We start from the raw sequence: 20,396 nt of genomic DNA, 5'->3' as shown, positions 1-20,396 counted from the left end.
CTCAGATCCCGGACACCTGCGGCCGGTGCAGGCGCACCAGCCGGTTGGCCAGGTTCAGCTCCCATGGCCGGTCGTAGCGCCGGTAGCGGTAGCGCCAGGCGGCCAGCGCGCTGAGCCCGCGCTTGGCCCAGCCCGGCGAACGCTGGTCCTGCGCGGTGGGATAGCGGCAGCCGAGCACGGTGACGAAATCACGGATGCGCTGGCGCAGCGCATCGCTGAGCCAGGGCGCATCGGCGTGGCAGGCGTAGTCCACCCACTGCGGCTGCGCCCATTCCTCCGGCGTGCGCGGGAACTGCACCGGCACGCCGTCGCGATCGAGCAAGGGCATGCCGGCGCGGCGGCCGCGGTCCTTCTCGTGGCGGCTGCTGTCCGGCAGCGGGGTGTACACGTAGACGATGATTTCCGACTGCGGGTTGATCCGCTTCAGCTCGCGGATGAATTCGAAGGTCTGCTCGGTCTCGCGCTCGCTGTCCTGCGGTGGCGCGACCATGAACGACAGCTCGGGGATCACCCCGTTGCGCCGGCACAGCTCGGCCACTTCCAGCGTCTGGTCCGGGCGCGTGCCCTTGCGGATCTCCTTGAGCATCGCCCCGCTCGGCGATTCGGCGCCGATGTAGGCCATGCGCAGGCGGCTCTTGCGCACCAGCTTCCAGGTGCTCTCGGACAGGTTGAGCAGCGCGTCGGCGCGGGCGTAACACCACCACGGCAGTTCCAGCTTGGCCATCACCTCCAGCAGCGGGATCATGTCGGCTTCGCGGTCGAAGAAGTTGTGGTCGAAGAACTGGATCGAATCGGCGCCCAGGCCGTATTTCAAATAGCCCAGCTCGCGCTCCAGGCGCGCCGCGGTGGGCAAGGCGGTGGCGCCGCCGAACATCGCCGCCACCCCGCAGAAGGTGCAGCGGAAGCGGCAACCCAGCGCGGCCTGGTGCGAGGCGGTGCGCTGGCCGAGGAAGGTGCGGCCGAGGTAGCGGCGCGGTTCGCCGAGCTTCTCGTAGGGGAGCGACGGCAGCGCATCGCCGCGCTGAAACGCCCGGTTGCGGTTGTGCACCACCACCCCGTCCTGCTTCCAGGACAGCCCGTCGACCTGCGCCAGCGTCGGCCCCTCGCCGCGCACCGCGGCCAGCAGTTCCGGCAGGGTGTCCTCGCCCTGCGCGCGGATCGCGTAGTCCACGTACGGTGCCGCCAGCGCGGTGTCCGGGTACAGCGTGGGGAAATAGCCGCCCCAGACGATCGGCAGTGCCGGGAAGCGCGCGCGGATGGCCTGCGACAGCGCGATCGACGGCGCCAGTTGCGGCCCGCCCATCACGCTGATGCCGACCGCATCGTAGTGCCGCTCCTGCAGTGCCTGCAGGCTGCGCTCGATGAAGTCGCGGTCGACGTTGCCGTCAATGATGCGGCTGTCGCCGTGGCGGTCCAACGCCGCCGCCAGGTTCAGCAACGACAGCGGAAAGCGGGCGCTGGATGGCTTTGTAATGGTGGGATTGACCAGCAGCGTGTTGGGTGTGGAGGACATACCGGGCGAACGCAGGGCGGAGGTCACGGCAGGCGCCGCAGGCGCAGCACCAGGGCCACCGGCACCTGCAATGCAACGGGATCGAAATGGGCGTCGGCGGGAATGTCCGCCGGGTCGAGCAGCGGTTCGCTGACGGCGTCGATGGCCAGCCCGAGCGCGGCGCAGGCGGCGTGCCAGTGGCTGTACAGGTGCTGGGTGTGGCGCACCGCGTAGCGCTGGCCGCCGGCCTTGAAGTCGCGGCGCCAGCCCAGCGCCGGGCCGATCGGATGCACGTCGCTGCACAGCACCCAGCCGCCGGGCCGGGTGACGCGGCGCAATTCCGCCAGGGCCGGCCCGAGCTGCGGCAGATGCCCCAATGCCAGCGCGCACAGGCTCAGGTCGACGCTGGCGTCGGCCAGCGGCAAGGCCTCCAGGCTGCCTTCGCGCAGCGTGCAGCGGCCGGCCTCGATCTCGGCCAGTTCCTGCGCGGCACGCGCCAGCATCTGCGGCGACAGGTCCACGCCGGTGACATGCCCGGCGCCACGCTGCAACGCATGCAGCAGGTAGCGGCCGCTGCCGCAGCCGGCATCGAGCACCTCCCGGCCACGCAACGAGGGCGGCAGCAAGGCCAGCATGGCGCGCTGTTCGGCCTGCATCACCGGGTTGTGCGCCTGCGCCGGATAGCTGTCCGCCCACAGCGCGTAGGCGGCGAGCGGATCGAGGGTCGGGATGGCGTTCATGCGGGGCATTCCTGCGACAACTGGGTCAGGCGCGAACGCGGCGGCGCAACCTGGACGTCCAGGCCCGGCTCCAGCGCGAGCAGCGCCGGGTCGGCGAGTTCTGCGGCGAGCAACTTCGGCACGCCGTCCAGCACCACCGGCACCGTGTCCACGCCGGACGCGGCGAACCATGGGGCGAAATCGGGATCGGAGATCCGTGGCCTGCCGTCTCGCACCACTGCGCGCAGCGCGCTGCGCGGCAGCCCGACCAGGCTCTGCGCCGGCGCCCCACCACGGTCGGCGACGATCAGCAGATCGGCGTGTGCACCCGGCGCCAGATGCCCGCGATCCGGCAAGCGCAGGATGTCGGCCGCGGCAGTGGTGGCCAGGGCCAGTGCCTGGCTCGCGTCCAGGCCATGGGCAGCGGCCAGGCGCAGATCCTCGAGCAGGTCGCGGCCGCCGCTGACCCGCGCATCGCTGCCCAGCGCCAGGCGTCCGGCCGCGCTCAGGCGCTGCGGATCGAGGGTGCGTCCGAGCAGGGTCAGGTTGCTGCTCGGGCACCACACCACCGCCGCGCCGCAGGCGAGCACGCGTGCGACGTCGGCCGCACTGAGGCCCACACCGTGGATCAACACCGTGTTGTCCGCCAGATAGCCGCGCCGCTCCAGTTCGGCGAGTTCGCCTGCGGCCACCGCGTCGGTGCCTTCGGCCAGGTGGATCATCCACGGCCAGCCAGCGGCCGATGCCGCGGCGAAGCTCTGCGCAAGCGGCGGCCCGTAGTCCGGGCCGTGCAAGGTGTAGCTCCAGCCGAAGTCGCGCAGCAGCGCCACCGGGAAGTCGGCCGCGTCCAGCGCCGGATGCCAGGGATCGTGGTGGGCCACGCAGGTCACCCCGGCCAGCAGGTTCTTCAACCCGCCATGACGCAGCCGCAGCGGCTTGGGCAGGGCCAGCGCCGCGGCCACCGCCGGGGTACGGAAATGCGCGGCGAACGCCTCGATCCAGCCGTAGCTGTTGGCGAACGGCGCGGCCTGCGGCAACGGCGGCACCGCATTGACGTGCAGATGCTCGTGGGCGTTGATCAAGCCGGGCAGCACCAAATGGCCCGCCAAATCGAGGCACAGCGCCGCCGGTGTGGCTGCCGCGGCGACACGGCCGGCGCGCAGTGCCAGCGGGGCGTGCACCGCGCCGCTGGCATGCGCGACACGCGCACCGTCCAGGCAGACGTCGACGGGGGCGGCGGGCGCGGCCATGCTCAGCGCTTGCGCAGCACGATCAGGAAGTGATCGCCCATGTCGCGCAGCAACGGCCAACCGCCGATGCGGTCGTCGAGGCGGCCCAGTGCCTCGCCCAGGCGCGGGTGGCGCAGGTAGTGGTCGACCAGGTACGGCGGCGGCAGGCACAGGCTGAGTGCGCGGTACGATTCAAGGTCGAAATGCGGCGCGAACGCGCGGTAGAACTCGCGCGGGAAGTAGTACCAGGTCCAGATCGTGTGCCCGTTCATGCCCACCGCGGTGGCGCCACGCGCGGCGCGGACCGCGGCACGGCGCAGGCGGCCGCGCAGCAGGTAGTGGCCCAGTTCCCACGGGCACAGCCGGCCGATCACCGAGAACACCAGGCGGCCGTCGCGGCGCAGCAGCCGTGCGCACTGGCTGGCGACCTGCGGCAAGTCCGGCGCGCAGTTGAGCGGGCCGAAGTTGGAATACATGCCGTCGAACTCGCCATCGAGCAGGTCCAACTGCTGGATGCCGACGTGCGCCACGCTGAGCCGTCCGTGCAGGCTGGGATCCTGCGCGCGGGCTCGGGTGCGCTCCACCATCTGCGGCGACCAGTCGGTGGCCAGCACGCGGTAGCCGCGCTGGGCGAAGGCATGTGCGTCCAGGCCGGTGCCGCAGCCCAGGTCGACCAGGCGCGAGCCGACCGGCAACTGGGTGGCTACCGTGTCCCACAGCGTGGTGCGCATGCGCTGGATCAGCGCGTTGTTGCCGCGCGGGCCATCGTAGTCGGCGGCCACGCTGTCGAATGCGCGCTGCGTGTCCAGCAACCGCACCGGATCGAGAGTGGTCGTGTGCGCCGCGGCGCCCGCCTTGCCATTCGCTGTCACCTGCACCTCTCCACTGCCCTGCCCGTGTCGAAATCCGCGCGAGCGCTCGCGCGGGACTGCAGGTAGGTGCGGCGCCAGCGGCGTTTGGTTGAATCGGCGAGTTGCCTTCAGGCGATGGCGTGCGCCCGTGCCGGCCGCGCCTGGCGCCGACGCAGCGCATTGCGCGCCACCGCCGCCAGCACGCCGCCGCCGAGCCCGGCCAGCAGGGCCGCCGCCAGCACCAGCACGGCGTTGGGGAACGCCGCGCGCAGCGGCACGTAGGTGTCCCAGGGCGCCGAGGTGTCGTAGGTGTAGCGCGTGCCGAGCCGGCCGAGCAGGTCCTCGCGCTCGGCCTTGAGGCCGCGCAGCGTGGTGGTCTTCTCCGACAGCAGCATGTTGCCGAGCAATTGCTGCTCCACGCTGCCGCGGCCTTCGCGCTGCTGCTGCAACAGGCGCTCGCGCTCGGCCTGGGTGGCGGCAATGTCCGCGGCCAGCTCCTGCAGTCGCGCACTGGCCTGCTGCAGTGGCCCGGCCTGGATGCGCCGGTGCAGCGCCTGCAACTGCGCGATGGTGGCCGTGGCCAGTTGCCGCGCCTGCTGCGGCGATTGCGCGCGCAGGGTCAGCTGGATCAGGTTGGCGTACGGGTCCGGATCCAGCTTCAGGCTGTCGCGGTACAGCGCGGCCTGGCGACTGTCCGAGGCCACGCCCACGCTGTGCAGCACCTGCTCCTGGAATTGCCGGGTCTTGATCCGGTCGATCACCCGCTGGAACGGCTCCAGCTTGGGGTCGCGCCCGGCCGGGGTCGGGCCGAACTCGCCGACCTGCACCCAGGCGGTCGCTTGCCACTGGCGGGTCGCACTGTGCAGGAACAGCGCCGCCACTGCCAATGCCAGCAGCAGCGGCAGCAGGCACCAGCGCCATTCGCGCCGCAGGATCCGCCACAGGTCGACCAGGTAGATTTCGTCTTGGGGCATGGCGGTATCGGTCATGGCAGCGGGGATCTCGGGGCAACGAAAGGCAGGGCCGTGGATGGCGCGGGGTCGTGGCGGTTCGGCAGCAAGGCGCTGCACGCATGCAGCAGCAGGCACAGCGCGACGAAACCGGCATTGGTCCAGGTGAAGGCCTGCGGCGCGAACGGCGACATCACGCAGGCGTAGGCGATGCGCAGGAACACCAGCAGGTTGAACAGCGCCACGCCGCGGCCGAGCAGGCGCACGCTCCACAGCAGCGCCGCATACAGCGCCAGCATCGCGGCCAGCGCGGCGCCGGGGCCGCCGGCCAGCAGGAACGGCAGGAACTCGGTACCGACATTGATGTTCGGCGCATCCAGTGGGATGCCGGTGCCGGCGGTGGCGATTGAACCGCTGAGCGGCACCAGTTGGTTGACCAGGAAGCTGGCGTTGGCGTAGCCCTTGCTGAGCAGCGCCCCGAAGTTGTACGGGCCGGCGCCGATGTACAGCAGCAGCCACTTGATGCCCTGCGGTGCGGCCCGGTACAGCGCGTCGAACGGCAGCGCCACCGAGTCCAGCGAGCCCGAGCGCAGCGTGCCCAGCAGCGAGAACGCGGCGGCGCCGGCGCACAGCAGCGCCAGCACGCGCTTCCACGGCAGCGGCCGCGCCGGGTCGCGGCGCAGCAAGACCAACAGCCCGACGCTGAACACCGCCGCGAACAGGCGGTTGCGGTCGATCACCAGCACCGGGAAGGCGAAGCCCGCCAGCAGCAGCAAGTTGCGCACGCTGCGCTCGCGCACGCACAGCAGGCCGATCGGCGGCAGGATCCAGCACATGTTCGACACATGCCGCACATGCGATTGCAGTGGGCTCAGATCGGCGTAGGCGGAGGGGTTGTGCAGCAAGGGGATCGGGAACAGCAACAGGTCCAGCAGGCAGAACAGCCCCACCGCGGCGGCCAGGCCGAGCGCGACGAAGGCCTCGCGCGTGCCGGCGTACTCGCGCGACCGGAACGCCGTCAGCGGCGGCAGGCGGATGCCGAGCAGTGCATCCAGGCCCAGCGTCGCCAGTGCCACGGCGGCCAGCAGTGCGATACCGGCCAGGTAGCCTGGCGGCAGGTCGAAGGTGAGCAAGGTCAGCGCGCAGCTCAGCAGCAGCGGCAGGCCGAAATACGCCGACGGCAGGCGCAGCAGGCGGCTCATGCGCGCTCGATCAATGCTGACTGGCCGCCCTGGCGAAGCCGCGCCAACAGCGACAGCCACGCATGCGCCAGCAGATGCCCGCCCAGCGCCAGCGGGCTGCGCCGCAGGAACGCGATCTTGGCGGCGATGTAGTGCGCCTGCGCGTGCAGCAGGGTGCGGCAGGCCGGATCGAACAGGCGCGCGCGGCGCAACGCCACCTGCCGCGACTCGGCCAGGTTGGCCAGGCGGCTGGGCAGATGCCGGGTGCGGCTGGCATTGTGGTCGTGCACGCGATAGGCGCAGACCGCCACATCCAGGAAGCCCAGCGCGTCGCGCGCGACCAGGCGCAGGAAGAAATCCCAGTCCTCGATGCGCAGGCCCTCGTCCCATTCGGCGCCCGGCTGCAGCGCGCTGCGCCTCACCAGCGCCACCGCCCCGCTCACCGCCCAGTGGCGGATCACCGCGCGGCGGATGCCGGCCTCGCTCAGGTACAGCCGTTTGTCCACGCCGTGCAGGTCACGCATGCTGCTCTGGTGCACGGTGCGGCCCTGCGTGTCGACCACGATGGCATCGCCGATCACCGCGGCCTTGTGCGGATGCGCGCCCAGGTACGCCACCTGCACACCCAGCCCGCCGGGCAGCAGGTAGTCGTCGCTCGCCCCCAAGCGCAGGAACTCGCCGCGGGCCATCGCCACCAGGTGGTTGAGCGTGGCGGCGATGCCGAGGTTCTCGCGTGGCCAGAAGCGCACGTGCAGTCTGTCGCCATGCTGCGCGATCCACGCGGCGATGCACTCGGCGGTGCCGTCGCGGGAGCCGTCGTCGGCGATCACCAGCTCCTTGTTCGGATACGGATCCTCCAGCACGCTGTCCAGGCAGCGCTGCACGAAGCGCACGTGGTTGTAGGCCGGGATCAGGATCGAGACCAGCGGGAGCGTCGATGGCGTGTGCATTGCGTCCATCAGCCCAGTCCTCGCAGGTAGCGGCGCACGACCAGTACGTTGAACGCCAGGTACAGCGCGTAGTTGCAGACGAACGCGTAGGCCGCGCCGATCAGCCCCATGCGCGCGGTGAACAACACCACCAGCCCCAGGTAGCTGGCGGCGAACAGGCATTCGGAGAGCACGAACAGCCGCGTCATCGCCTTGGCCAGCATCAGGTAGGACAGCACGAAGGAGGCGATCTTGAGCACGTCGCCGAGCAACTGCGGCGCGTACAGCGGCAACGCGGCGGCGAAATCGGCGGAGAACAGCAGCCGGGTGATCCAGTCGCGGCACAGGTACACCGAAGCCGCAGCCAGGACCACCGCCGGCAGCATATAGCGGTAGGCGCCGCGCAGTTCCTGCCACAGCGCTTCGCGCGTGTGCAGCGCCGCCAGCTTGGGCAGGTAATAGACGTTGATGGCGGTGGTGAAGAACAGCAGATAGGCATCGGACACGCGACTCACCGCCTGCCAGTAGCCGACCTGTTGCCAGCCGAGTTGGCCGGCCAGGTGATCGCGCACGCCGATGTTGACCAGCAGCGGCAGCAGCGCCGAGGCCAGGGTCATCGCCGAGAAGGCCGCCAGCCGCCGCACCATCGCCCGGTCGAAGCGAATGCGCAGCATCTCGCGGCGGAAGTACGGGCTGCGGCGCAGCGCCGGCACGCCCGCGCAGAGCCAGGCCACCTGCCCCAGCACCAGGCCCAGCAACGCGCCGGACAGGCCCATGCGATGCGCCAGCGCGGCCACCAGCAGCACGCTCAGCACCGCGCCGGCGACCTGGATCAAGGCCAGCCGGCGCACGTCCATGAAGCCGTTGACCACCGCCAGGATGTAGTTGGCCAGGGCGATGCCGAGCTGTGCTACGGCCAGCACGCAGATCAGCGGCTGGTACTGCGCGTCACCGAGCAGGCGCTCGGCGATCAGGCGGCTGCACAGCAGTGCGGCCACGCCCATCGCGCAGGCGGCAGCGCAGGCGTAGCCCAGTGCGCTGCCGAGCAATCGGTTCAGCGCAGCCGCATCGTCGCGGTATTCGGCCACGTACTTGACCACGCCGGCGCCGATGCCGCCGCCGGCCAGCACGGCCAGCAGCGACATCAGGCTGGTGAACTGGCCGAGCCGGGCGACCCCGGCCGGGCCGGCGTAGACCGCCACCAGCTTGAGCACCAGCAACGCGGCCAGCAACTTGGCCGCCGTGGCCACGCCGCTGTACACGCCGCTGCGCAGCACGTTCATGCCGCCACACCGGCAAAACGCTGGCAGGCGTCGATCACCTGCGCCACCGCCGCGTCGTCCAGGGTCGGGCCGATCGGCAGGCTGAGCACTTCTGCACCCAGCCGCTCGCACAGCGGCAACTGCAGCGCCGCCAGTTCCGGATAGGCCGGCTGCCGATGCGGCGGCGTCGGGTAATGCACCAGGCACTGCACGCCGTGAGCCTGCAAATGCTGCTGCAGCGCATCGCGCTGCGCGCAGCGCACCACGAACAGGTGCCAGGCGTGCGCTGTCGGCTCGGCTACCTGCGGCAAGGCGATCTGCGGATGCGCGATGCAATGCAGGTAGCGCTCGGCGATCGCGCGGCGCGCGGCAATGTCGGCATCCAGGTAGCGCAGCTTGACCCGCAACAGCGCCGCCTGCAGTTCGTCCAGGCGCGAGTTCACGCCCTGCACGAGATGCCGGTACTTGATGTCCGAGCCGTAGTTGCGCAGCACCCGAATCTGCGCCGCCAGCGCGTCGTCGTCGGTGGTCACCGCGCCGCCATCGCCCAGCGCGCCCAGGTTCTTGCCGGGGAAGAAGCTGAAGCCGGCGGCATCGCCGAAGCTGCCGGCGTGGCGGCCGCCGCCGCGCGCGCCATGCGCCTGCGCCGCGTCCTCGAGCAGCAACAGCCCGTGACGCTCGGCGATGGCGCGCAACGCCGCCATGTCGGCGAGCTGGCCGTACAGGTGCACCGCCAGGATCGCCCTGGTGCGTGGGCTGATCGCCCGTTCCACCTGTGCGGGGTCCAGGTTGAAGCTGGCCGCCTGCGGCTCCAGCGGCACCGGCCGCAACCGGTTCTCGCTGATCGCCAGGAAGCTGGCGATGAAGGTATTGCCCGGAACCAGCACTTCGTCGCCGTCGCCCAGCCGTCCCAGCGCACGGTAGCCGCGCAAGATCAGGGTCAGCGCGTCCATGCCGTTGCCGACGCCGATGGCGTGGGCGGTACCGCAGTAGGCGGCGAACTCGCGCTCAAACGCCTCCAGTTCCTCGCCGAGCACGTACCAACCGGAATCGATCACCCGCGCCGCCGCGGCCTTCAGTTCGTCGGCATAGCGCGCGTTGCTGGCGCGCAGGTCGAGGAACGGCACGCTGGCCGTCGGCAGAGTCATTGCAACTCCCAACGGTAGAAATCGTGGACGATGGCGCGCGCGCCGAAGCGCTCCTTCTGCTCGACCAGGCCGGCATTGAGCACCTGGCCGTGCCGCTCGGTGGAAATGCCCAGGCTGAGGAAGTCGCGCTGCGCGTAGACCTGCTCGATCAGCTCGGCCAGCAGCAGGCTCAGCGCATCGGCACGGCGGCCCTGTTCCGAACAGGCCAGGTACTGGGTGTGGACGACGTGGCCGAAGTCGTACACCAGCGTAGCGGCCAGCAGGTCGGCGCCGTCGCGCACTTCGTAGGGCACGATCTGCGTGGGGAAGCGCGCGCACAGCAGGCGCAGTTCCTCCAGGCTGTGCGTGGGGCGTGCGTCGTGTCGTTGCAGCACCTCGCCCAGCAGCGCATGCAGCGGCGCCGGGTCATCCACACGCTGCACACGCAGCCCGGCGCGGCGCGCCTTGGCCACCGAGCGTTTGCGTGCGGCGGCGAAGCGCGGCGGCGCGCGCAACGGCACCGCCGAAGACAGGTCGCGGCGGTAGAGATGCGCCCCCAGCCGATGCAGCGCGTACAGGTCCTCCTCCGCTGGACTGCGGTGGAACAGATGCGGCACGGCCTTGTACAGCAGCGAGCGCACGCCTGCGGCGCGGTAGTGCGCCGCGATACGCTCGAACGCCTCCAACGTCGCCGTCGCGCGCAGCGCGTGGGTCGACAGCAGCCCGGCATAGCTGAGCCCGGCATGGCTGGTCACCGCGTCGCCGTCGCGGTTGGCCGGGAACACCGCCACCGGCGTGCCGGCGTCCTCGACCAGCAAGGAGGCATCGACGAAGCGCGCCGCGTGATAGTCCATATAGCCGCGCCGGTGCAACAGATTGCCGTTGCGCGAAGCGTCCACCACGGAGTCCCACATCGGCGCGTCGGCGGCGGTGTAGGCTCTAACCGACAGCATCGGCATCCTCCCAGACGGTGCCGGCAGGCAGCACCGCCTCGGCCACGCCGAAGCCGTCGCGGCCCATGTCGTTGCCGTTGTAGAACAGCAGCAGCCGCTCGCCGTGGCGGATCAGTGCCGGGTAGCACAGCGTGCGCGCATCCCAGCCCACGGCCGACAGCGGCAGGCCCAGCGCAGCGTCGCAGCGCTGCCAGTGGCGACCATCGTCGCTGACCGCCATGCCGGGCAGATAGGCGCCGCCGCGGCTGCCGCGGGTGAACATCATCAGGTAGCGGCCATCGTGCCGATACACCCGCGGGCGGCCGATGCGGTATTCGTCGCCCTGCGGCTGCAGGCACACCGTGTCGTGCCGCGGGATCGCCTGCAGGTCGTCGGTCTCCACGCAGCGGATGTGGTAGCGCGGATACGGCGTGCCGCCGATCCATTCCCAGTCGTCGCCGACCGCGTACCACAGCCGCCAGCGGCCATGCGCGTAGTGCGCCGAGTGCACCGCGGCGATGGTGCTGCGACCCGGCGCGCGGTCCAGCAGCGGCGTGTCCTGGCGGCGCTGGAAGGTGTCGCCGCCGTCGGTGGACACCGCCAGGCCGGTGAAGGCCAGGAACTTGGCCCGCTCCACCTGCTGGAAGCCGACGTAGAACATGTACAGGCCATCCGGCCCATGCACCACGTCGCCGAGGATCATGCCGTTGTCGTCGAAACAGCCGGCGCGGCCGATGTCCAGCACTGGGGCTGCACTGACGCCCAGCACCCGGGTCGGATCGTCGGCGCGCACATCGACGTAGCCGATGCGGCTGACCCCGGCGTCGTCGCGGAAGCCGGCGTAGATCCGTAACCGCTCGGCATCCAGGCGCAACGGCGTCGGCGTCAACGCCGAATGCCGCATCCAGCCGCCGACGCCGTCGCGCGCGGTGTCGAAGACAAGACCGCGTTTGTGCCAGGCGAACATGCGCCTCACAGCTCTACGTCGAAGCTGGACTTGCCGGCCACCGCCCGCGCCGGCGCACCGACGTAGATGCGTCCGGGCTCGGTGTCGCGGGTCAGCAGCGCGCCCGCGCCGATCACGTTGTCGGCAGCCACCTTGACCCGGTCGCTGAGTGTGGCGTTGACGCCGACGAAGCTGCTGGCGCCGATCTCGCAGTAGCCGGAAATCACCGCATGCGAGGCCAGGAACACATGGTCGTGGAGGACCGTGCGATGACCGATATGGTTGCCGCTCCACAGGATGCAGTTGGCGCCGATGCGGGTGAACGGCTGCAGCACGTTGTGCTCGAACACGAAGCAGTGTTCGCCCAGTTCCACGTTGCGCCAGACGAAGGCCTGCGAGCTGACGTAGCTGGCCATGCGGTAGCCGCGACGCTTGGCGTCCAGATAGAAACGCGTGCGCAGCCGGTTGAGGCCGCTGGCCGGGATCGCCACGAACACCTCCACCTGCGACGGCGGATAGCGCTGCTCGAGATCCTCATAGGCCACCACAGGAAGACCGGCCAGCGTCGGCGTGGACAGGTAGTCGCGCTCCACGCTGAAGGCCAGCACGGCGTAGTCGCTGTCGTGGGTGAAGTATTCGCAGGCGATCTGCGCCAGTTCGCCGGCGCCGACGATGACCAGGGGGCGTGCCATCGCCTAGGCCTCCTGCCGGCGTACGCCCGCGGCTTCGCGCAGGAATTCGTCGTAGTCGAAGATGTAGTCGGTGGGGTCGTAGGCCTGGTCGGCGAGCACCATCAGCACGCAGTCCTCGCTGAAGTCGTACAGGTCGCGCCAGACCATGCTGCCCAGCAGCAGGCCCTGGCACGGATCGTCCAGCACCACCTGCACCGGCCCGCTGCCGTCGTCGAGCAGGAACGACACCGACCCGTGCAGCGCCACCGCCAATTGGTTGAGATGGCGGTGCGCGTGCTGGCCGCGATGCACGCCGTTGCGGGTGGCGAACAGGTAGTACACGCGGCGGATGTCGAAGGGCACATCGCGCTGCTGCTCCAGCGCCACGAGCTGGCCGCGCGCGTCGCCGTGCGTCCGCAACTGGATTCGTTCGATTGCCATCAGAGTGCCCGACCGGGCTCCGCATCGGAGCGTCCAGGCTGAGTGCCGCCGGTCCACGGAAAGGTTGCGCGAATCGGACGCGCAGCGCAACGCAACCTTTCGCCACAGCGCCGGCACCTATCGACGCAACAGCTGCAGCGATGCCCCGCATTGCGTGGCGCCCCACCTCGTCGCCTCCAAGGACACCGTGTACCGCCATGACCTCGCCAACGCCGGCCGCGCCAACACCGCCCGTTTCCCCTCCTGCTGCAACGGCCGCGTTGCCGCGGCCGATGGTGTGGCTGCACTGGCTGACCGTGATGTGCCTGGTGCTGGCGGCGGGGCTGATCCTGCTGCGCGAAGAAGTCGAAGGCCGCATGTGGCGGCAGTGGCTGCTGGAAGGCCACCGCCACTTCGGCCTGTTCGTGCTCGGCCTGTTCTGCGTGCGCGTCGTGTTGCGCATGCGCCTGGGCAAGCGTGACGACCCGGAGGCCGGCTCGGCGCTGATGCGCTTGCTGGCCGGCGCCACCCACGTGGTGATGTACGCGCTGCTGCTGACCTTGCCGGTGCTGGGCTGGGCGCTGAGCCAGTCGATGGGCAAGCCGGTGCATCTGTTCGGCGCCACCCTGCCCGAGCTGGTCGACGCCGATCCCGATCTCGCCGATCGCCTCGGCGCCTGGCACGTGGATGCCGCCTGGCTGCTGCTGGCCCTGATCCTGCTGCATATCGGCGCAGCGCTCTGGCATCACTTCGTCCGCCGCGATGGCGTGCTGCGCCGGATGCTGCCGTTCCTGCGCCGGCGCTGAGCCGCCCTTCCCTTCCTCGTTCGCGTCCGTCGCCGCACCCACCCGCCTGCCAAAGGACTTTCCGCATGCACCAGTCCCCGTCGTTCCCCTCCACCTCCTCCCGCAGCGACAGGACGCGCGGCGCCGAGCAGGCGCTGCTGTGGTCGGCGCTGGGCTCGCTGCTGCTGGTGCTGAGCCCGCGCGCGGCCGCGGTGCCGGCGTTCGCACGGCAGACCGGCTCGTCCTGCGCCGACTGCCACATCGGCGCCTACGGTCCGGCGCTGACCCCGTACGGCATGCGCTTCAAGCTCGGCGGCTATACCGACAGCGACGGCAACGGCACCAAGATCCCGGCGTCCGCGCAGCTCACCGCCACCCGCAGCGTGCCGGCGCGCGGCGAGAGCCGCACTCGCTTCAGCGAGGCCGACCTGTACCTGGCCGGGCGCATCACCGACAACGTCGGCGGCTACGTCAAGGTCGCCACCAGCAACAACGGCAAGAACGACTACACCACGCGCCTGGACAACGTGGACGTGCGCGCGGTGGTCAAGAGCTTCCAGCTCGGCGGCAAGGACACCCTGCTCGGCGTCAGCGTCAACAACAATCCCGGCAGCCAGGACCCGATCGGCATGCTGCCCAACGCCTCCGGCCTGGGGCCGGCCTCGGCCTATGCCAGCTCGACCACCCTGCTCAACCAGTCGTCGCTGTCCAACCGGGTGATCGGCACCAGCATCTACGGCCTGTACGACCGCAACTGGTACGGCGAACTCGGCACCTATACCGCGCTCCCGGTGTCGACCCAGGACGACCTGGGCTACGCCATCGGCGGCGACCCCGGCAAGCTCAGCGACACCGGCTACCTGCGCCTGAGCTACATGAAGGACCTCAAGCGGCAGTTCTTCTCCGCCGGCGTGGTCGCGCTGACCACGCGGCGGCAGCTGCCGCGCAGCACCGGCCCGCGCGACGACTTCACCGATCTCGGCTACGACCTCAACTACCAGTTCCTGGGCACCCGCGAGCACATCCTCAAGCTCGGCTACCTCAACATCTACGAGCGCCGCCGCTACGGCAGCGCGCTGATCGATCCCATCGATCCGAGCGTGGCCGGCCCACGCCGGGCCAGCGTGCGCGACCAGTCGTTCAGCCTCAACTACACCTACAAGCAGAGCTACAGCCTGCTGCTGGCGCACTTCATCAACACCGGCTCGGACGATCCGTTCCGCTACCGCCCGTACGGTGCGCCGGACACCACCAGCAACCTGATCAGCGCCTCGTGGGCGCCGTTCGGCAAGGACGACAGCTACTCGTCGATCTCCAACCTGCGCCTGTCCGCGACCTGGTTCCGTTTCAGCAAGTTCAACGGCAGCACCGGCAACGTGTTCGGGGCCACCCCGGTCACCCGTCCGCGCGACCTCAACCAGTTCGCGCTGAGCCTGAGCCTCGCTTTCTGATTCCCCCGCACGGAGCTTCCCCCCATGAAACGTACCAACCCCTTGTCCCTGTGCACCCTGCTGGCCGGCCTGCTGCCGCTGGCTGCCGCGGTAGCGCCGTCCGCGCATGCCGCCGGCGGCGCGCCAGGTGCCGGCGTGTTCGCCAGCGAATGCGCCGAATGCCACAGCGCCGCGCCGGCCAAGAACAAGAAGGGCCCGACCCTGTTCGGCGTGGCCGGGCGCCGCGCCGGCAGCGTGCCGGACTACGCCTACTCCGACGCGATGAAGCAGAGCCAGTGGACCTGGAGCGACGACAAACTGTGCAGCTACCTGTCGCAGCCGGCGTCCAAGGCGCTGCCCGGCGGCAAGATGAAGTACGACGGCCTGGACGACGCCAAGCAGTTGCAGGACCTGATCGCCTACCTGCACAGCCTGCATTGAACTGGCTGGCCGATCCGGTCATATTCGGCGCCCCACGGGCCGGCCACCGCGCCGCGCCCGTGTCCGATCCCTGACCTGCGAGCCTCGAGCCACCGTGCGTTTTCTCCCTGCCGTCCGCGGCACCTCGTCGTGGCTTCCCGCCGCATCCCGGCAGCGCGGGGCGGCCCGGGCATGCTGAACATGCGCGTGGGCCGGCTCGCCGCGACAGCCCGGCCGTCAGCGCGTCCAGGCGCCGGTGCGGCGCTGGCCGTGGGCCTGGCGCTCGCCGCCCTGCACGCACCGGCGGCGAGGGCCAGCGATGTCGGCGGCGCCGCCGGAATCAGCTCGCAGCTGGTCGACCGCGGTATCGCGCTGACCCGCGACACTCCGACCCTGCAGGGTGCGCTGTTCTGGCTGCCGGCGCCGGGCTGGTCGCTGAGCGGCTCGGCCAGCGTGGCGCTGGACGCGCCGGGCACGGTGCTGATGAGCAGCCTCGGCCTGTCGCGCAGTTGGACCCTGTCCGACAGCTGGCAACTGCAGGCCGAAGCGCTGCTGTACCGCTACCCCGGCGGGCGTGCCAACCGCCTGTTCAACCGCGACGAAGTCAGCCTCGGCTGGAGCTACCGCGACCGCCTGAGCCTGTCGCTGGCCGCCTTCCGCATGCCCGACAGCGGCCTGCAGCAGCGCTGGTACGGGGCGCTGGACCTGACCGCGCACCAGCCGCTGACCGGCCCGCTGTCGCTGTCGGTGGGCGCCGGCGTCAGCCAGGCGCCGCCGGCGCTGTACGGACTGGAGTACACGGCGCACTATCGCTACGGCCACGCCGGGCTGATCTGGAACGCCGGGCGCTGGAGCCTGGAGGTGGACCGTGTGTTCAGCAACGCCCGCACCGGCTATGCCGACCGCGGCCTGTGGCCCTGGGTGGCCAGCGTCTCCCGCAGCTTCTGAGGCGAGCGCAACCTTTCCGTGCCGCCCCGGCACATACCGGTGCCCGTTGCCACACCTGCTCCCATGAACGACACCGACCTGCTCGGCGATGCCACCGACCGCATGCTGCTCCGGCGCATGGCGGCCAGCGACCGCGAGGCGCTCGCCCGCCTGTACCGCGCCTACCACGGCCGCCTGTGCCGGTTCCTGTCGCGACTGACCCGGCGCCCGGACATCATCGAGGAAGCGATCAACGACTGCTTCTGGATCGTCTGGCAGAAGGCCGGCGACTTCCGTGGCGACTCGCAGGTCTCGACCTGGATCATGGGCATCGCCTACCGCTGCGGGCTCAAGGCGATCCGCCACCACAGCGACGACGCCATCGACGACGGCGTGGCCGCCGAGGACCACGCCGCGGCGGCCGACCCGGACGAGGACCGCGAGCTGCGCGACTGGCTGGGCAAGGGTCTGGACCGCCTGTCGGCCGACCAGCGCCTGGTGGTGGAACTGGTCTACGGCCTCGGCCACAAGCTGGAAGAGGTCGCCACGATCATGCAGTGCCCGGTGGGCACCATCAAAGCCCGGCTGTTCCATGCCCGGGTCAAGCTTCGCAACGTGTTGCCGGGATTGGCCGGCGATGCGTCCACGCTGACGGAGAGCGCGTGATGAAAACGGGCTTCAACGAGCCGGGCAACGAGTGCGCGCATGCCTGGGAACTGATGCCGTGGGTGCTGCAGGACAGCGCCACGGAACAAGAGAACGCATGGCTGGTGGCGCACCTGGCCAAGTGCCGGCACTGCAGCGCCGAGTTCGCCCAGCAGAGCCGCCTGCGCATGGCCATGACCCTGCCCAGCGACGTGCCGGTGGACGCCGAGGCCGGCCTGCAGCGCCTGCTGCAGCGCCTGGACGCGCCGGTTCCGCAGGCGCCGCCGCAGCGCAGCCGCGCCAGCTGGACCACGCGGGCGCTGGTCGCCGCCGCGCTGCTGCAGGCGGTGGGCCTGGGCGTGCTGGGCATGCGCCTGTCCGCCGAGCACGAGCGCAGCACCGCCTACCGCACCCTCAGCGATGCCGCGCAGCCGCTGGTGGCCGACGCGATCCGGGTGGTGCCGGACGCGCGCATGACCCTGGCCGACTGGGATGCGCTGTTGCGCAAGCTGCAGCTGCGGGTGATCGGCGGCCCCAACGCCGCCGGCGCCTACACCGTGGTGCCGACCCAGGCCGGGTCGCCGGCGCAGCCGCAGCGCAGCGTGCAGCAGTTGCGCGCCACCGCCGGCATCCGCCTGGCGGAGCCGATCGCCGCGCCATGAAGCTGCGTCTCGCCAGCCTGCTCCTCGCCTGCGTGGGCCTGGGCGCCTGCGCCCACGCCGCGCCGGCGGCCGTCGCCGATCCGGCGCCCGCAACGGACGCCAAGGCGCCCAGCCTGGATCCGTCGCCGGCGCTGGACAGCCAGCGCCAGATCGTCCTCGCCGTGGCCAACCCGATGGCCGCGCCGAGCCGCCATGCCGGCTCCAACCTGCTCGGCTACGCCTCGGCCCGCTACTACGGCGCCGGCACCCAGGCGGTGGCCACCCTGGACGCGCTGAACAAGCGCTACGGCCTGCGCCAGGTCGCCGGCTGGCCGATCAAGGCGCTGGGGCTGTACTGCGTGGTGCTGGAGCCGGCACCGGGCAGCGACCGCGCCGCGCTGCTGGCGCAACTGGCCACGGACGACCGCGTCGCGCTGTCGCAGCCGCTGCAGGACTTCGGCACGTATTCCGCGGACAGCCAGGCCGCAGCGACGCCGACGCAGCCGCTGCGCTACAACGACCCCTACGTGGACATGCAGCGCGGCTTCGCCGCCACCAACGCGGCCACCGCGCAGGCGCTGAGCCAGGGCCAGGGCGTGGACGTGGCGATCGTCGACACCGGCGTGGACACCGCGCATCCGGACCTGCGCGGGCGCCTGCGCAACACCCGCGACCTGGTCGCCGCCGACCCGGGGGCGTTCAACCGCGACCACCACGGCACCGAGGTCGCCGGCATCATCGCCGCCGGCAGCAACAACCACCTGGGCATCGTCGGCATCGCGCCGAAGGCGATGCTCGACGTGTACAAGGCCTGCTGGTATCCGCAGCATCCCGGCGCCGGTGCCGGCTGCAACTCCTTCACTCTGGCCAAGGCGCTGGCGGCGATCGGCGACACCCGCACCCGCATCATCAACCTCAGCCTCGGCGGCCCGGCCGACCCGCTGCTGCGCAAGCTGCTGGAACAGTTGCTGCGCGAGGGCCGCATCGTGGTCGCGGCGATGCCGCCGAACGGCCGCCTGGACGGATTTCCCGACGGCATCCCCGGGGTGATCGTGGTGCGCAGCAGCGCCGCCACGCCGGCGCCGGCGGGTGTGCTCAGCGCGCCGGGCGAGGACATCCTCACCACCCAGCCCAACGGCGGTTACGACTTCACCTCCGGCTCGTCGATGGCCACCGCCCACGTCAGCGGCGTGGTCGCGCTGCTGCTGGCGCTGGCGCCGCAACTGGATGCGCGCAGCGTGCACGACCTGCTGCTGCGGACCAGCCGCACGCGCGACGGCCTGCTGCAGGTCGATGCCGCCGCCGCGGTACAGGCGTTGCCGCGCAGCGCTCCCCTCGCCCGCTGAAGGCCTCCATGCGTTCCTGGATCCCGCTCTGGTTGCACCGGCTCGGCGCGTCGCCGACCTTCTACCGCGTGGCCGGCGCGGTGCGCCCGTGGAGTCTGGCCGCGGCCGTGCTGCTCGGCGCGGTGGCCTGTTACGGCGGGCTGGTGCTGGCGCCGCCGGATTACCAGCAGCACGATGCCTACCGCATCATCTTCGTGCATGTGCCGTGCGCGTGGATGAGCCTGTTCGTCTACGCCGCGATGGGCGTGGCCGGCCTGGTCGGGCTGGTGTGGCGGGTGAAACTGGCGGAAATCGCCTGCATGGCCTCGGCGCCGATCGGCGCGGCCTTCACCTTCGTCACCCTGTGTACCGGCTCGCTGTGGGGCCGGCCGATGTGGGGTACCTGGTGGACCTGGGACGCGCGGCTGACCTCGGAACTGGTGCTGCTGTTCCTGTACCTGGGCGTCATCGGCCTGCACCGCGCCATCGACGATCCACGCCAGGGCGCGCGCGCCGCGGCGCTGCTGGCGCTGGTCGGGCTGATCAACCTGCCGATCGTGCATTACTCGGTGGTCTGGTGGAACACCTTGCACCAGGGCTCCACGGTGCGCGTGCTCGGCCCGTCGACGATGCCGCTGTCGATGCTGTGGCCGCTGCTGACCGGCGTGGTCGCCAGCAAGTGCTATTACGTCGCCAGCCTGTGCGGGCGCCTGCGCACCGACCTGCTGGCGCTGGAGCGCGGCAAGGCCTGGGTGCGTGCGATCGCCATGCAATCCGTGCCGGTTAAGGCATCGCCAGCGGACACCGTGCCGCTGCCCGCGGAGCACGCGGCATGAGCGGGTTCTGGGCGATGGGCGGCTACGCCGTCTATGTGTGGAGCGCGTACGCACTGGCCTTGCTCGTGCTGCTCCTGGACAGCGCGCTGCCGCGCCGCCGCCAGCGTCGCCTGCTCGCCGACATCCGTGCGCAAGTGACGCGCGAACAGGCACGCCGTGCCCGCGGCAACGTTGCGACCAACGGAGCGCACGATGCATCCCACCCGTAAGCGCCGCCTGCTGCTGGTGCTGCTGTTGCTCGGCGCCGCGGCGCTGGCCACCGACCTGTTCGTGCTGGCCCTGCAGCACAACATCAGCTACCTGTTCACCCCCAGCCAGGTGCAGGCCGGCGCGGCCCGGGACTACCGGGTGTTCCGGCTCGGCGGCATGGTCAAGGCCGGCTCGATCGCACGCAGCGCCGATTCGCTGCAGGTGCAGTTCACCGTGATCGACAAGGCCGGTGCCACCGCCGTGGCCTACACCGGCATCCTGCCCGACCTGTTCCGCGACAACCAGGCGGTGATCGCCACCGGCTCGATGCAGGGCGCGCGCTTCGTCGCCACCGAGGTGCTGGCCAAGCACGACGAGACCTACATGCCGCAGGAACTAAAGGACGCGATGGCGCAGGCGCATGCCGATCGCGCCAAGACCGCTCGCACCGCCGCGGCGGCGGCTGCGGTCACGGCGCGGCCATGAGCC

The 20,396-nt window shown here is 70.9% G+C and carries 23 protein-coding genes; 10 read left to right on the top strand and 13 right to left on the bottom strand.

Going from position 1 to position 20,396, the window contains the following annotated elements; all coding sequences use genetic code 11:
* Window position 1: 1 nt before the first annotated feature.
* The 13 genes from AC1G9L_RS11160 to AC1G9L_RS11100 form a co-directional block, all read right to left on the bottom strand.
* Window positions 2-1,513 (bottom strand): B12-binding domain-containing radical SAM protein, encoded by a 1,512-nt coding sequence (locus AC1G9L_RS11160; protein ID WP_481071098.1) that lies wholly within the window; start codon window positions 1,511-1,513, stop codon window positions 2-4.
* 23 nt (window positions 1,514-1,536) lie between these two features.
* The gene (locus AC1G9L_RS11155; protein ID WP_019800743.1) at window positions 1,537-2,232 is read right to left on the bottom strand and encodes a methyltransferase domain-containing protein; all 696 of its coding nucleotides are present in this window, start codon (window positions 2,230-2,232) and stop codon (window positions 1,537-1,539) included.
* The gene (locus AC1G9L_RS11150; RefSeq protein WP_481069062.1) at window positions 2,229-3,461 is read right to left on the bottom strand and encodes an amidohydrolase family protein; all 1,233 of its coding nucleotides are present in this window, start codon (window positions 3,459-3,461) and stop codon (window positions 2,229-2,231) included. The genes AC1G9L_RS11155 and AC1G9L_RS11150 overlap by 4 nt, the downstream gene beginning before the upstream one ends.
* A gap of 2 nt (window positions 3,462-3,463) precedes the next feature.
* Complete coding sequence (locus AC1G9L_RS11145) at window positions 3,464-4,312, bottom strand: class I SAM-dependent methyltransferase (protein ID WP_481069060.1); 849 nt, start codon at window positions 4,310-4,312, stop codon at window positions 3,464-3,466.
* 107 nt (window positions 4,313-4,419) lie between these two features.
* On the bottom strand, window positions 4,420-5,265 hold the full coding sequence (locus AC1G9L_RS11140; RefSeq protein WP_481069058.1) for a Wzz/FepE/Etk N-terminal domain-containing protein: 846 nt from the start codon (window positions 5,263-5,265) through the stop codon (window positions 4,420-4,422).
* 11 nt (window positions 5,266-5,276) lie between these two features.
* Complete coding sequence (locus tag AC1G9L_RS11135) at window positions 5,277-6,443, bottom strand: hypothetical protein (RefSeq protein ID WP_019800879.1); 1,167 nt, start codon at window positions 6,441-6,443, stop codon at window positions 5,277-5,279.
* Window positions 6,440-7,381: a glycosyltransferase family 2 protein gene (locus AC1G9L_RS11130; RefSeq protein ID WP_481069056.1), complete on the bottom strand. Its 942-nt coding sequence runs from the start codon at window positions 7,379-7,381 to the stop codon at window positions 6,440-6,442. The genes AC1G9L_RS11135 and AC1G9L_RS11130 overlap by 4 nt, the downstream gene beginning before the upstream one ends.
* On the bottom strand, window positions 7,381-8,634 hold the full coding sequence (locus tag AC1G9L_RS11125; RefSeq protein WP_019800881.1) for an oligosaccharide flippase family protein: 1,254 nt from the start codon (window positions 8,632-8,634) through the stop codon (window positions 7,381-7,383). Before AC1G9L_RS11125 ends, AC1G9L_RS11130 begins: the two co-directional genes overlap by 1 nt.
* Window positions 8,631-9,761, bottom strand: a complete 1,131-nt coding sequence (locus AC1G9L_RS11120; RefSeq protein ID WP_019800882.1) for an aminotransferase class I/II-fold pyridoxal phosphate-dependent enzyme — start codon at window positions 9,759-9,761, stop codon at window positions 8,631-8,633. Before AC1G9L_RS11120 ends, AC1G9L_RS11125 begins: the two co-directional genes overlap by 4 nt.
* Window positions 9,758-10,693 carry a GNAT family N-acetyltransferase gene (locus AC1G9L_RS11115; RefSeq protein ID WP_481069053.1) on the bottom strand — a complete coding sequence of 312 codons (936 nt, stop codon included), beginning with the start codon at window positions 10,691-10,693 and terminating at the stop codon, window positions 9,758-9,760. Before AC1G9L_RS11115 ends, AC1G9L_RS11120 begins: the two co-directional genes overlap by 4 nt.
* On the bottom strand, window positions 10,680-11,639 hold the full coding sequence (locus AC1G9L_RS11110) for a hypothetical protein (RefSeq protein WP_019800884.1): 960 nt from the start codon (window positions 11,637-11,639) through the stop codon (window positions 10,680-10,682). Before AC1G9L_RS11110 ends, AC1G9L_RS11115 begins: the two co-directional genes overlap by 14 nt.
* A gap of 5 nt (window positions 11,640-11,644) precedes the next feature.
* Window positions 11,645-12,310 carry a NeuD/PglB/VioB family sugar acetyltransferase gene (locus AC1G9L_RS11105; RefSeq protein ID WP_019800885.1) on the bottom strand — a complete coding sequence of 222 codons (666 nt, stop codon included), beginning with the start codon at window positions 12,308-12,310 and terminating at the stop codon, window positions 11,645-11,647.
* 3 nt (window positions 12,311-12,313) lie between these two features.
* The gene (locus AC1G9L_RS11100; protein WP_019800886.1) at window positions 12,314-12,730 is read right to left on the bottom strand and encodes a WxcM-like domain-containing protein; all 417 of its coding nucleotides are present in this window, start codon (window positions 12,728-12,730) and stop codon (window positions 12,314-12,316) included.
* Between the two features lie 140 nt (window positions 12,731-12,870).
* On the opposite strand from AC1G9L_RS11100, the gene AC1G9L_RS11095 reads away from it, so the two are divergent.
* The 10 genes from AC1G9L_RS11095 to ccmE all read left to right on the top strand — a co-directional run bounded on the left by AC1G9L_RS11095 (window position 12,871) and on the right by ccmE (window position 20,393).
* Window positions 12,871-13,515: a cytochrome b gene (locus AC1G9L_RS11095; RefSeq protein WP_481069051.1), complete on the top strand. Its 645-nt coding sequence runs from the start codon at window positions 12,871-12,873 to the stop codon at window positions 13,513-13,515.
* A 65-nt stretch (window positions 13,516-13,580) separates the two neighbouring features.
* Window positions 13,581-14,945 carry a hypothetical protein gene (locus tag AC1G9L_RS11090; RefSeq protein WP_019800888.1) on the top strand — a complete coding sequence of 455 codons (1,365 nt, stop codon included), beginning with the start codon at window positions 13,581-13,583 and terminating at the stop codon, window positions 14,943-14,945.
* Between the two features lie 24 nt (window positions 14,946-14,969).
* Window positions 14,970-15,365, top strand: a complete 396-nt coding sequence (locus tag AC1G9L_RS11085; protein WP_019800889.1) for a c-type cytochrome — start codon at window positions 14,970-14,972, stop codon at window positions 15,363-15,365.
* 171 nt (window positions 15,366-15,536) lie between these two features.
* On the top strand, window positions 15,537-16,292 hold the full coding sequence (locus tag AC1G9L_RS11080; protein WP_481069049.1) for a TorF family putative porin: 756 nt from the start codon (window positions 15,537-15,539) through the stop codon (window positions 16,290-16,292).
* 63 nt (window positions 16,293-16,355) lie between these two features.
* Window positions 16,356-16,937, top strand: coding sequence for a sigma-70 family RNA polymerase sigma factor (locus AC1G9L_RS11075; RefSeq protein ID WP_019801145.1), 582 nt, complete (start codon window positions 16,356-16,358; stop codon window positions 16,935-16,937).
* The gene (locus AC1G9L_RS11070) at window positions 16,937-17,578 is read left to right on the top strand and encodes a zf-HC2 domain-containing protein (RefSeq protein WP_481069047.1); all 642 of its coding nucleotides are present in this window, start codon (window positions 16,937-16,939) and stop codon (window positions 17,576-17,578) included. The genes AC1G9L_RS11075 and AC1G9L_RS11070 overlap by 1 nt, the downstream gene beginning before the upstream one ends.
* The gene (locus tag AC1G9L_RS11065) at window positions 17,575-18,903 is read left to right on the top strand and encodes a S8 family serine peptidase (protein ID WP_481069045.1); all 1,329 of its coding nucleotides are present in this window, start codon (window positions 17,575-17,577) and stop codon (window positions 18,901-18,903) included. Before AC1G9L_RS11070 ends, AC1G9L_RS11065 begins: the two co-directional genes overlap by 4 nt.
* Window positions 18,904-18,911: 8 nt before the next feature.
* A complete protein-coding gene (locus AC1G9L_RS11060) occupies window positions 18,912-19,718 on the top strand; it encodes a heme ABC transporter permease (RefSeq protein WP_019799616.1) in 807 nt (268 codons plus the stop codon).
* Window positions 19,715-19,927, top strand: coding sequence for a heme exporter protein CcmD (gene ccmD, locus AC1G9L_RS11055; RefSeq protein ID WP_019799615.1), 213 nt, complete (start codon window positions 19,715-19,717; stop codon window positions 19,925-19,927). The genes AC1G9L_RS11060 and ccmD overlap by 4 nt, the downstream gene beginning before the upstream one ends.
* Window positions 19,911-20,393 (top strand): cytochrome c maturation protein CcmE, encoded by a 483-nt coding sequence (gene ccmE, locus AC1G9L_RS11050; RefSeq protein ID WP_019799614.1) that lies wholly within the window; start codon window positions 19,911-19,913, stop codon window positions 20,391-20,393. The genes ccmD and ccmE overlap by 17 nt, the downstream gene beginning before the upstream one ends.
* Window positions 20,394-20,396 lie beyond the last annotated feature (3 nt).

The sequence above is a fragment of the Xanthomonas sp. NCPPB 1132 genome, from assembly GCF_056629235.1.
Note: the sequence above shows the minus strand (reverse complement) of the source record. Positions and strands in the feature narration are given on the sequence as shown.